Here is an 11,585-nt window from a genome sequence, read left to right on the forward strand (position 1 = left end):
AGCATCGGATGGCACCGTTGACGGCGATGATCAAGAGTTTGATGGCGGCGCTGCTGGTGCTCATGGCCTTGGTGTTGCCTGGCCAGGCAGCGACTTTCACGATGAAGCGCGGCCTCAATCTTGACCAGTGGGTCACCTGGCCCGGCGAGGATCAATGGGGTGACGCCAAGACCATACTGCCCTATCCGGAATGGCGCAAATTCCTTGGAGATGACGATCTCAGAGCGCTCAAGGGAGCAGGCTTCGATTTCCTGCGTATGCCGGTCGACCCGTCGCCTTTCCTGTCCGACCAGACAGCGGCGCTGCGCGATGACCTCTATGCCAGCGTGCTGGACTCGGTGCGCATGATCAACCGTGCCGGCCTGAAGGTGATCGTCGACATGCACCTGATCCCGGCCGGCGGCAGCCGCAAGATCGGCATGGCGCAGGTGATGGACGATCCCCGGACCTTCGACCGCTACCTCGATATGGTGCGCAAGATGGCCCGCACCCTGGCCGGCGAGGATCCCGAAAAGGTCGCCTTCGAACCGATGAACGAGCCGATCGTCGACTGCGACAGCGATGGCACCAGCCTGTGGCCGGACCGCCAGCGCGAATTGTTCGCCGCGGCACGATCGTCGGCCACGAAACTGACGCTGGTGCTGACCGGCGCCTGCTATTCCGCCGCCTCGTCCCTGGAGAAGATCGATCCCAAGGCGATCTCCGACGACAATGTCATCTGGACTTTCCACTCCTATGATCCGTTCCTGCTCACCCATCAGGGCGCGACCTGGGCCGGCGACTTTATTCCCTATGTGACCGGCCTGCCCTACCCGCTCAATGCCGTGCCGAAGGCGCAGCTCGACGCGACGCTCGACATCATCCGCGCCCGGATCAAGGCCGAGGCGCCGTGGACACGGCAGAGCGGCCTGCTGGCCTATCTCGACGAACAGGTCGCCAGCATGGACAGTCCCGACAAGCTGCTCGGCCTGATGGACGCGCCGTTCAAAAAGGTTGAGGCATGGGCGAAAGCCAACGGCGTCAAGCCGGAAAACATCACGCTGGGCGAGTTCGGCATGATCCGCCAGGAATATGGCAATGCCTATGTGATGCCGGCGCAGTACCGCGCCGCTTACGTCAGGGACATGATCGCCCGCGCCGAGGCGCATGGTTTCTCATGGTCGGTGTGGAGCTATGGCGGCGCCTTCGGCATCGTCGACGCCTTCAATGGCGACAAGGGCGAGCCGGATGTGATGGACGTGATCCGCTCGCTTCACTGAGAGCTGTTGTTCAAATCAGCCAAGGTCGATCTGCAGGATCTCCGGCCGCACGCCGAAACGCACCGGCATGATGCTGAAGCCGAGTCCGCCCGAAACGATCAGATTGCGGTCTTTCTCGACGACATGGCCATAGGCATAGCGGTTGCCGAAACGCGACGGCACGACCGGCGAATAGCCGAACAGCCGCACCTGCCCGCCATGGGTGTGGCCCGACAGGGTCAGCGAAACCCGGGACGGGACGGTCGGAAAAATATCGGGCTCATGGGCGAGCAGGATGATCGGCGCGGTGTCGCCAACCTTGGCCAGCGTGCCGTCGAGATCGTCGAGCCCCTTGCAATCGTCGCCCTTCCTGGCCGGCAGCAGCGCCAGCTGGTCGGCAAGCCCAGCGATCCAGACGCTCTGGCCATCCTTCTCCAGGCGCACGACATCGTTCTCCAGCACCGGGATGCCGACCTTTTCCAGGGCCTTGCGTGCGATGATTGGGCCTGCCCCGGCGCGCTGCGCAAAGCCGTCGCTCCACCAATCGTGATTGCCAAGGATCGACAGCACGCCGAGCGGCGCCTTGAGGCCCGACAGCGCGGACGCCCATTGCGACGGCGTCACCGGTCCCGTCACCAGGGGCATGCCGGCAATGTAGTCGCCCAGCAGCACGATGAGGTCCGGCTGCAGCGCATTGGCGTCTTCGACGAGAGAAGCAATCCGCTCCTGCGTCATCCAGGGCCGGCAGGCATGGATATCGGCGAGCGCCACAACCCGCAGCTTCAGGCCATCAGGCCAGTGCGGCGGCGTCAGCGCGTAACGCTTCACATGGGTCAAGAGCATCGGCTCGATGCCGACCGCATAGGCGCCGAGCGCGGCAGCCGTCAGGAACGACCCGCCGATGAAGCGCAGGAACCCGCGTCTGGTTATCATGGATTGGCTCCCCGGCCCTTCGATCGCAGCGGTTCCCCGCACGCGTTCGATAAAATCCAGGATTGCGCCGGCAAATCGGCAAAGACGAGCAGATTTTGCGCAAGCCGTTCACGGATGCTTGATCACTGGCCTGAAAATCCGAGCCTGATCGCTTGGCCGCTATTCTTCCTGGAACAGGTTGATCTGCTGCTGCGCCAAATCCTTCGGCGCGTCGAGGCCGAGATGGCGCCAGGCGTTGGCCGTCAGCATGCGGCCGCGCGGCGTGCGCTGGATGAAGCCTTGTTGGATCAGATAAGGCTCGATGATGTCCTCGATGGCATCGCGCGGCTCGGACAGCCCAGCGGCGATCGTCTCGATGCCGACTGGCCCGCCGCCGAAATTGCGGGCGATCATCGAGAGATAGCGGCGGTCGAGCGCGTCCAGGCCGAGCGCATCGACCTCAAGCCGGGTCAGCGCCTCGTCGGCGATGAGACGGTCGACATGGCCGTCGCCGGCGACCGAGGCGAAATCGCGCACGCGGCGCAGCAACCGCCCCGCGATGCGCGGCGTGCCGCGCGCGCGCCGCGCGATCTCCAGCGCGCCATCGTCGCCGAGCGGCATTTGCAGGATGCGCGCGCCGCGACGGACGATCTGCTCCAGTTCCTCGACCGTATAGAAATTGAGCCGCACCGGAATGCCGAATCGGTCGCGCAGCGGATTGGTGAGCAGGCCAAGTCGCGTGGTGGCGGCGACGAGGGTGAAACGGGCGAGGTCGATCTTGACCGAACGCGCCGCCGGCCCCTCGCCGATGATCAGGTCGAGCTGGAAATCCTCCATCGCCGGATAGAGAATTTCCTCCACCGCAGGATTGAGCCGGTGGATCTCGTCGATGAACAGCACATCACCTTCTTCGAGATTGGTGAGCAATGCGGCGAGATCGCCGGCCTTGGCGATGACCGGTCCGGACGTCGAGCGGAAATTGACGCCGAGTTCGCGCGCCATGATCTGCGCCAGCGTCGTCTTGCCCAGCCCCGGCGGCCCGACGAACAGCACATGGTCGAGCGCCTCGTTGCGGCCCTTGGCGGCCTCGATGAAGACTTTGAGATTGGCCCGCACCGCCGCCTGGCCGACAAAGTCGGCGAGCGTCTGCGGCCGCAAGGTCTGATCGGCATCCTCGCCGCGTTTTTCCGGCGCAATGAGACGGGGCGACAGGCTCATGCTGTCTTCCTGGCATATGGCACGAGCAGGGACAAGCGAGCCCTCACCGCGCCAGTTCCTTCAGCCCGAAGCGGATCAGCTTCGAGGCATCCGCGTCCTCGCCCGCCGTCTTCAGTGCCGCGGCCACCGCATTGGCGGCGGTGTCGCGCGAATAGCCGAGATTGACCAGTGCCGAAACCGCATCGGTGATCGGCGCGGGCGCCACTCCTTCACCGAGCTCCTGCTTCAGGCCGATGGTGCCGGAGGCGGCGCCCGCATAGGCCGGCGCCTTGTTCTTCAATTCGGTGACGATGCGCTCAGCCACCTTCTTGCCGACGCCTGGGGCTCGGCTGACCATGGCGATGTCGCGCAGCGCGATCGCATTGGCGAGGTCGGCCGGCGCCAGCGTCGACAGGATGGCCAGCGCCACCTTGGCGCCGACACCCGGCACATTGTTCAGCAGCAACCGAAACCATTCGCGCTCCAGGGCCGACTGGAAACCATAGAGGCGCAGCATATCCTCGCGCACATAGGTCTCGATGAACAGCACCACCGCCTCGCCGGGCGAAGGCAGCGCGGCAAGTGTGCGCGCCGAACAATAGGCGACATAGCCGACGCCATGAATGTCGACGAGGCAATGATCCTCGTCGATCTCGTCGAGCGTGCCCTTGAGCTTGCCGATCATGCCTGATCTTTCATGGAAGATGGGCCCTCATGGGTGCATATCCGGAGAGATGATCTCGAGGTCGGGAAAGTAACTGCGATAACGCGTGGCGTCGCGTGTCAAAAGACGATGTCCGGCAACGGACGCATGAGCGCCGATAAAGAAATCAGGCAAGGTCCTTTCCCTGACGCCACCGGCCCGGCGATAGCGGGAATGCGTGACGCCAGCAAGGAATGCCGCGTCCCAGGGTATAAGTTCGCGATCCATCTCGAGCATGTCGACGGCTTTTCGAAGCGCGGCCTCTGTCGCGATCAGCGGCGCCAGTTCAGACCAGATGATCGAATTGACGACCAATGCGCCGTCGCGGCGGCATGAAGCGATTGCCGATGCCGACCATTCTTTCATCGGCCCGGTTGGTCCCCAAACGTCGATCAGGACATTTGTGTCAATCAATGTCGAGATCTTCACGCGGCCCCCTCAACCACTCCATGTATTGATCGGTGGTCATGCCCCCCAGATCCAACGTGCCTTCCATCCGGTCGAGGACATCGTGGAACCTGCGCAATTTCTCCTCATGCGAGAGGTTCTCGTTGACGGGAACCAGCCGAACGCCCCCGTCGGTGGCCACGAATTCCACCTCCGAGCCCGGACCTATGCCCAGATGGTCCCTTATCGGTTTGGGGATTGTCACTTGCCCTTTGGTGGTCACGCGCATGGTAATACCTCTATGGTATTACTTATCCTCACAACGTGAACAAGTCAAGAACATCGTTATCCGGCAAGCGCCATCCGGTAGGCAGCGCTCTGGCGGTGATGCGCGTGGCAAATCGCGATAGCCAGCGCGTCGGCGGCGTGTTCGGTGTCGAAGGTCGCTTTCGGCAGCAGCACCTTCACCATCATGTGGATCTGCTTCTTGTCGCCATGGCCGACGCCGATGACCGCCTTCTTCACCGCATTGGGTGCATATTCGGCGACGACAAGGCCGGCACGCGCCGGCACCAGCATGGCGATGCCGCGCGCCTGGCCGAGCTTCAATGTTGCCACGGCATCCTTGTTGACGAAAGTCTGTTCGACGGCCGCCTCATGCGGCATTGCTGCATGCAGGACTTCGGCGAGCCCGTCATGCAATTGGCAGAGCCGCGTCGCCAGCGCCGCCTTGTCCTCGGAGCGCACGGTGCCGGACGCGACGAAGCGCAAGGAATTGCCGAGGCTCTCGACGATGCCCCAGCCGGTGCGCCTGAGCCCCGGATCGATGCCGATGATGCGAATCGCGTCCCCCATCCGGTCACTTTACCTCCGGGGGACAGCGATGCCAGCGAAATGTGAACAAACCGGAAACGGAGGCCTATCGAACCGGAAATAGTCCGAAGCCGCTCAGTTGCGGGCGAACGCCGTGTTGAGCAGGCTGATCTGGTCGGAAACCGGATTGGGCCGGCGGCCCATGGGCTGCATGTCGACCACCGCGCCGGCGCCGTAGATTTCGTCGTCCATGCGGCGCACCAGCGCCTGCAGGCGGAGCGAGCGGGTGACCAGGTCGAGGAACTCCTCGGGCAGTTCGGCCCAGCCGGCGGCTTCGTCATGCGCGGAAGCGGTATCGAGGCGCACCTTGGACTTTTCCGAAGCAACCTGGTCTCGGGTCATCTCGCCGGAATTGGCCGCGCGCTGCAAAAGCAGCCAGGAGGCCACCTGCATCAGCCTGGTCGTCAGCCGCATCGATTCAGCTGCGTAGAGCGTGGCGGCCAGCCGCGACAGCTTCTTGGCCTCGGCGCGGCCCTTGCCGTCGAGATACTCGGCCGCCTGTTCGACCAGCCCCATGCCTTCCTGGTAGAGCGGCTTGAAGGAATGCGAAAAAACCCGGCGCTCCGCCAGTTTGACGGTTTTCGCACTGCCCTTCGAAGGCTCGTTCATTGATACGCCCCTGCACTTGTAACCGGCCGATTCGGTTCACTGCCGATACACCCGGCACCCTATCTGACTGAAGCTTGAAAATGCGCTTCGCCGGGGGTGAAGGCAAGCACATGTTTAACAGAAGGTTAACGGCGAGCCGCCGCGCTAGGGTCCCCGGAATGCGGACAAAAAAAGAGCCGCGGATAAGGCGGCTCTCAGGAGTTTAACAGGGAGGCGTCAAACAAAGTGGCTCCAACCACTCGGTAAGAATCCAGATCACTGGATGCGCATAGTAAACGCCTGTAAAGCTTAATGAACCTTTAACGGGCCCGATGTTTTTTGACCGAACGTCCCCTTCCTGTGCCGTAACAGCACAGCCTCGAACCTCGTTCAGGCCTTCTTCCAGACGGCCGGCAAGGCGATGAAGGCAAACAGCAGCATGGCCGCGTAGAAGCCCATCGAAGAAATTCCCACCAGCGGTTCGATCGCGGCATTGCCGGCGAGCAGGAAATAGAGGCCGATCAACAGGCCGATGCCGCTGATCGCCGTCAGCCAGAAATGGATGGTGGCGAGCATCTTTTGCCCGACCGCCGGAAACAGATGGTAGAAGAAGGCGAAGACCGCCGACATCAGCCATCCGGCCACCATCGTGTGGGCGTGGGTGGGCATCTGGCCATGATCCTGGCTGATCGCCATGTGCAGGCCGAGCGCCATGCCGCACAGCGAATAGATGATGGCCAGCGTGAAGAAATTCCGTGCTACCCCTTGCATAATGTTCCCCCTGATTGCCTCTTCCCGTCTGCGGGAATGGGTTGATTGTCAGGCGATTCCTGTCGCCACCGGGCTCCCGGCGTCGGCGCACTAGCATCGGCAATGTTTCCGGACGATGTCGCGCCAACCCCTCCCGACACTTCGCATATTAGCGGAAACGGATCTAAGCATCTGTAGTTGTTATAGGTTATGCCCGTGAAAAAGCAGCCGAAACAGAGCCGGGTTTCCGCGACATCGTTCCGAAACAGGCGCCGCGCTAAACGCCCGCTCCTCTGACGGCTGGCGCATATCCGCTCCACCGCAACCAAATTGAAGCAGCAGGAGCAACGCATGGACTGGTATTCGATCGTCAAATTTCTCCACGTCGTCTCGGCCATTTTGTGGGTCGGAGGCGGCTTCGTATTGTTCCTCCTCGGCGTGCTTGCCGAGCGCGCCGGCAACATCGAGGACAAGCTTCAGGCGATGCGGGCCAGCGGGCAGTTGGGCGGGCGTTTCTTCGCGCCGATGTCGATGCTGACCCTGCTCTTCGGCCTCATCATGTGCGGCTTCTGGGTCGGCTTCTCCGACCTGTGGATCATCATCGGCCTGGCCGGATACGCCACGACCTTCTCGATCGGTATGCTCATCTTCAAGCCGACCGGCGAGCGCATGGGCGCGATGATCGCCAAGGAGGGCGTGACGCCTTCCGTGCTTGCCATTGGCCAGCGCATGATGAGCGCGGCGCGCTTCGACTATGCGGTGATGCTGGTGATCGTCGCCGACATGGTGCTCAAGCCGACCATGCATGACATCGGCATCCTCGCCGGCATGATACTGGTTCTGGTGGTAGGCGCCACGCTGGCCTTCGGCGGAAGCCGCCGGCTCGTGGAAAGCGCCGCCTGACGCTGGTGGTGAACTGCGCTCGGCAGCAAAGCCGCCGGCTTGCTACATCAGGCCGGCAACGCCATCCCACAAAAGCTTCAGCGCCACGACGGCCACGGTCGCGTAGGTAAAGGGATAAAAGATCTCAGGCCGCATGCGCCGCACCAGCCAGGCGCCGGCGATGGTCGACAGCGGCGCCAGCGGCATCAGCACGGCCGACGCCGTCAGGTTGGCGGTGTCGAACTGGCCGAGCGCGAAATAGGGGACGAGCTTCAACGCATTGGTCGCGGCAAAGAAGATCGCGGCCGTGCCCGACAGCACCTTGGGGTCGAGCCGGATCGGCAGCGCATAGACCTGGAAGGGCGGGCCACCGACATGGGCGACGAAGCTGGTGAAGCCGGCGACCGTCCCCCAGATCGCGGCAGCCACGCGGTTGGGTTCGGCGGCATGGTCGGCGCCATGGCGGAACTGCAGATAAAGCCAGCGCAGCACGAAGATGATGGCGACGGCGCCGACGATCAGCCGCACCGCCTCCTCGGTCACCAAGGCCGCCGTCAGCCAGCCGAGGCCGATTCCGATGACGGCGCCCGGCATCATGTCGACCAGCATCTTGCGGTCATACACGCCCCACCACGTCCAAACCGAGACGATGTCCATCAGGCACAGGATCGGCAGCAGGATGGCGGCCGCCTGCACCGGCGGCATGGTCAGCGCCATCAGCGGCACGCCGACGAAACCGACAGCGCCGCCAAACCCGCCCTTGGACAGGCCGACCAGAATGACCGCCGGAATGGCGGCCGCGTAAAACCACGGATCGAGAAGCAGGCCTGACATGGGGAGGGACTGGTCTGGAGGGAAGGCGTCAACGCCTGAATAGCCCAGAATTGCGTTTTGGGCGACTGTAAATCCAGGCTGGCCGTCCGCCAATGTCCGGCTTGGGCCTAGCGGCGCGCCGAGACCAGCAGGAACATCGGCCGATCGAGCTCTTCCGCCAGTTCCGGCCTGGCCGTGATCTGCGCGTCTGTCGGACAGAACTCCTCGACATGCTCGATCGCGAAACCGGACCGGATCAGCGCGTTCAGCGTCGTGCCGACAGTGCGGTGGTGTTTCACCACGCCCTTGGCCAGCCAGTCGGTCTTGCGCGGGCCTTCCACCAGATAGCGGTCGATAGGCCATGTCCTGCGGCCTTCGGCATCGATCGCCCAGCCGGGCCTGGCCGGGGCCATGTAGATCGGATGTTCCGTCGAGAAGACGAAATGGCCGCCGGGCGACAGCGCCTGGTGCACCGTCCTGAACAGCCGCGCGACATCCTCGACATAATGCAGCGCAAGCGAGCTGTAGGCGAGATCGAAGCTGTCTTGCGGCAGATGGAGCTTGTCGAGGTCGGCACGCTCGTAGGTGATGCCTGTGTCCGGGCCGGCGGCCCTCGCCCGGGCCAGCATCTTCTCCGACAGGTCCAGCCCAAGGACATAGCTCGCCCCGTGCTCGTGCGCCCAGCGGCAGAACCAGCCGAAACCGCAGCCGAGGTCGACGATCCGCAATCCGCCGACTTCAGGCAGCATCGCGCGCAGCGCCGGCCATTCGGCGGCGCCGTCAAGGCCTTCGATCGACCGGCCAAGCTGGCTGTAGCCCGCGAAGAAATCCGGCTGGTCGTAGATATTCTGCGCCATGTCTTCCTCGTCTCACAGCCCATCATCTGGCGGGCTGACATCTAGTGGACCGGTCGCGCCTGTCCACCACGGCCATGCGGGATCAAGACGAAGATGAAGATGGCGCCACGAGCGGCGGCGGCCGCCGCCGGATCGGCTGCGCCTTGATGATGGCGGTGCTGGTCTCGGCCTTGTCGGCGATGCGATCGAGAATGCCGTCGAGGTCACCGATCGAACGCACGAACAGCCGGGCGACGAAACAGTCGTCACCCGTCACCTTGTCACATTCACCGAACTCGGCGATCTCCTCGATCAGTTTCTGGACGATGTGCAGCTTGCCCGGCAAAGGCCGGATGCGCACGATCGCCTGCAGCGTATAGCCGAGCGCCAGCGGGTCGATCTCGACTGTGAACGCCCGGATGACGCCGCGCTCCTCGAGCCGTCGCAGCCGCTCCGAAACGCTCGGCGACGACAGCCCGACCTGGGCAGCCAGCTCCTTCAGCGAGGTCCGTGCATCCCTGACCAGGATTTCGAGGAGGTTTCGGTCGAGATCGTCAAGCATTTCAGATTTCTCACAGATTTGCGGAAAGCACCTAATATAATTAGGTCATATCTCCATACAGCCTTTCCAATGAGATGGAAAGCGACCATCTCGCATGAGATCATGCCGCCTCAACGGGCTCAGAGGTTATCATGAACGATACGGTACGTGGCACGGTCGAAATGTCGGCTGCAATGGCGATCCTTGGGACGATAGGATGGTTCGTCATCATGTCCGGCCAGCCGATCATGGATGTGGTGTTCTGGCGCTGTGCGTTCGGCGCGGTGACGCTGCTGATCATCTGCGCTTGCCTGGGATTGTTGCGCGGCGGACTTTCCCTGCGCGTCATCGGCCTCGCCGCGTTTGGCGGCGCGGCCATCGTCATCAACTGGCTGCTCCTGTTCAGCGCCTTCTCCCGCGCGTCGATCTCGATCGCCACCGCCGTCTACAACACACAGCCCTTCATGCTGGTCGGCTTCGGCGCGCTCTTCTTCGCCGAGCGGCTGACGCTGACCAAGCTGACATGGCTGGCAATAGCCTTCGCCGGCATGGTTCTGATCGTCGAGGCCGCGCCTGACGCCGGCGATGTCGGCACCAACTATTTTGCCGGCATCCTCATGGCGCTGGCCGCGGCCTTCTTCTGGGCCGTCGCCGCCATCGTCACCAAGAAGCTCAAGGGCACGCCGCCGCATCTGATCGCGCTGATCCAGGTCTGCGTCGGCGTCGTCATGCTGGCGCCCTTTGCCCATCTCTCGCACCTTCCCGCCGACCCGTGGAGCTGGGCGATGCTGGCGACGCTCGGCATCGTCCACACCGGCCTGATGTACATATTGATGTATGGCGCCATCCAGAAGCTGCCGACGCATCTGCAGGGATCGCTGTCCTTCATCTATCCGGTGGTTGCCATCCTGGTCGATGTCGTGGCTTTCGGCCATCGGCTGCATCTCAGCCAGGCCGCCGGCGCCGCAGCCATCCTGGTGGCGGCCGCCGGCATGAACCTCGGCTGGTCCTTGTGGAAATCGAAACCGGTCACCGCGAGCCCTGAGCCGGTCAAGTAAGGCAGGCACTCCGGCCGCCCCGGCGGTCAGGAAAAGCGATCCCGACTGCCCGCCTGTTCAAAGCGGGCAGTTTGCTCTATGCCGCAATGCAACCATCTTCGCCCGGCATAGGCGAAACCCGGGATCGAAGAACCATGAACGACGCCACACCCCCAAATCGTTGCCGCATCGTGCTGATCGCGCCGCCCGGCGTGCCGGCCGCGCGCATCGCCACCGCATTCGACGGCGGCGATGTCGCCTCGCTGATCCTGCCCGAGAACGGCATGGACGAGGCTTCCTTCCAGGCCTTTGCCGAACAGATCGTGCCGACGGCCCAGGCTGCGGGCGTGGCCGTGATCATCGCCGGCGACACCCGCATTGCCGGCCGTGTCCAGGCCGACGGCATCCATGTCGAGACGTCCAAGGCCGAACTCGCCGAGACGATCGAACATTTCCAGGCGAAGATGATGGTCGGCGCCGGCGGCGCCAAGAAGCGTGACGACGCGCTCGAGCTTGGCGAGGTCAGGCCCGACTACATCTTCTTCGGCCGCTTCGGCTATGACAACAAGCCGGAGCCGCATCCGCGCAACCTGTCGCTGGGCGAGTGGTGGGCGCAGATGATCCAGATCCCCTGCATCGTCATGGCCGGATCCGATCTGGCTTCCGTCGAGGAAGTGGCTGCCACCGGCGCCGAGTTCGTCGCGTTGTCGAGCGCGGTGTTCGCCGACGGTGTCGATCCGAAAACGGCCGTGGCCCGAGCCAACGCATTGCTCGACGAAACCGCGCCGCGCTTCGAGGACTGATGTGGCTCCGGTAAGGCTTCCCCTT

At 63.5% G+C, this 11,585-nt stretch carries 15 protein-coding genes; 4 read left to right on the plus strand and 11 right to left on the minus strand.

Annotated features, from left to right (window positions below):
- The first annotated feature begins 8 nt into the window (after window positions 1-8).
- The gene (locus MAFF_RS16335) at window positions 9-1,259 is read left to right on the plus strand and encodes a glycoside hydrolase family 5 protein (RefSeq protein ID WP_044548387.1); all 1,251 of its coding nucleotides are present in this window, start codon (window positions 9-11) and stop codon (window positions 1,257-1,259) included.
- Between the two features lie 15 nt (window positions 1,260-1,274).
- On the opposite strand, the gene MAFF_RS16340 is transcribed toward MAFF_RS16335, so the two are convergent.
- From MAFF_RS16340 to MAFF_RS16375, 8 genes are all read right to left on the minus strand, one after another.
- Window positions 1,275-2,171 (minus strand): metallophosphoesterase, encoded by an 897-nt coding sequence (locus MAFF_RS16340; protein WP_044548388.1) that lies wholly within the window; start codon window positions 2,169-2,171, stop codon window positions 1,275-1,277.
- A gap of 159 nt (window positions 2,172-2,330) precedes the next feature.
- Window positions 2,331-3,368 (minus strand): Holliday junction branch migration DNA helicase RuvB, encoded by a 1,038-nt coding sequence (gene ruvB, locus MAFF_RS16345; protein WP_010912034.1) that lies wholly within the window; start codon window positions 3,366-3,368, stop codon window positions 2,331-2,333.
- 43 nt (window positions 3,369-3,411) lie between these two features.
- Window positions 3,412-4,032, minus strand: a complete 621-nt coding sequence (gene ruvA, locus MAFF_RS16350) for a Holliday junction branch migration protein RuvA (RefSeq protein WP_010912035.1) — start codon at window positions 4,030-4,032, stop codon at window positions 3,412-3,414.
- Between the two features lie 27 nt (window positions 4,033-4,059).
- Window positions 4,060-4,479, minus strand: a complete 420-nt coding sequence (locus MAFF_RS16355; RefSeq protein WP_010912036.1) for a type II toxin-antitoxin system VapC family toxin — start codon at window positions 4,477-4,479, stop codon at window positions 4,060-4,062.
- On the minus strand, window positions 4,457-4,726 hold the full coding sequence (locus MAFF_RS16360; protein WP_010912037.1) for an AbrB/MazE/SpoVT family DNA-binding domain-containing protein: 270 nt from the start codon (window positions 4,724-4,726) through the stop codon (window positions 4,457-4,459). The genes MAFF_RS16355 and MAFF_RS16360 overlap by 23 nt, the downstream gene beginning before the upstream one ends.
- Window positions 4,727-4,782: 56 nt before the next feature.
- Window positions 4,783-5,292, minus strand: a complete 510-nt coding sequence (ruvC, locus tag MAFF_RS16365) for a crossover junction endodeoxyribonuclease RuvC (RefSeq protein ID WP_010912038.1) — start codon at window positions 5,290-5,292, stop codon at window positions 4,783-4,785.
- Window positions 5,293-5,385: 93 nt separating this feature from the next.
- Window positions 5,386-5,919: a DUF1465 family protein gene (locus tag MAFF_RS16370; protein WP_010912039.1), complete on the minus strand. Its 534-nt coding sequence runs from the start codon at window positions 5,917-5,919 to the stop codon at window positions 5,386-5,388.
- Between the two features lie 369 nt (window positions 5,920-6,288).
- On the minus strand, window positions 6,289-6,669 hold the full coding sequence (locus tag MAFF_RS16375) for a hypothetical protein (RefSeq protein ID WP_010912040.1): 381 nt from the start codon (window positions 6,667-6,669) through the stop codon (window positions 6,289-6,291).
- A 330-nt stretch (window positions 6,670-6,999) separates the two neighbouring features.
- Here MAFF_RS16375 and MAFF_RS16380 point away from each other — a divergent pair, with 330 nt between their 5' ends.
- Window positions 7,000-7,551 (plus strand): DUF2269 family protein, encoded by a 552-nt coding sequence (locus tag MAFF_RS16380; protein WP_010912041.1) that lies wholly within the window; start codon window positions 7,000-7,002, stop codon window positions 7,549-7,551.
- A gap of 42 nt (window positions 7,552-7,593) precedes the next feature.
- Here MAFF_RS16380 and MAFF_RS16385 read toward each other — a convergent pair whose 3' ends face one another.
- The 3 genes from MAFF_RS16385 to MAFF_RS16395 form a co-directional block, all read right to left on the minus strand.
- Entirely contained in the window at window positions 7,594-8,364 is a 771-nt protein-coding gene (locus MAFF_RS16385; RefSeq protein WP_010912042.1) for a sulfite exporter TauE/SafE family protein, read from the minus strand.
- Window positions 8,365-8,471: 107 nt separating this feature from the next.
- On the minus strand, window positions 8,472-9,200 hold the full coding sequence (locus MAFF_RS16390) for a class I SAM-dependent methyltransferase (protein ID WP_010912043.1): 729 nt from the start codon (window positions 9,198-9,200) through the stop codon (window positions 8,472-8,474).
- Window positions 9,201-9,282: 82 nt separating this feature from the next.
- A complete protein-coding gene (locus tag MAFF_RS16395; RefSeq protein ID WP_010912044.1) occupies window positions 9,283-9,741 on the minus strand; it encodes an Lrp/AsnC family transcriptional regulator in 459 nt (152 codons plus the stop codon).
- A gap of 131 nt (window positions 9,742-9,872) precedes the next feature.
- Here MAFF_RS16395 and MAFF_RS16400 point away from each other — a divergent pair, with 131 nt between their 5' ends.
- Window positions 9,873-10,778, plus strand: coding sequence for a DMT family transporter (locus MAFF_RS16400; protein WP_010912045.1), 906 nt, complete (start codon window positions 9,873-9,875; stop codon window positions 10,776-10,778).
- A gap of 134 nt (window positions 10,779-10,912) precedes the next feature.
- On the plus strand, window positions 10,913-11,560 hold the full coding sequence (locus MAFF_RS16405; protein ID WP_032932084.1) for a thiamine phosphate synthase: 648 nt from the start codon (window positions 10,913-10,915) through the stop codon (window positions 11,558-11,560).
- Window positions 11,561-11,585 lie beyond the last annotated feature (25 nt).

The sequence above is a fragment of the Mesorhizobium japonicum MAFF 303099 genome, from assembly GCF_000009625.1.
In the GTDB taxonomy this organism is placed as follows: Bacteria; Pseudomonadota; Alphaproteobacteria; order Rhizobiales; family Rhizobiaceae; genus Mesorhizobium; species Mesorhizobium japonicum.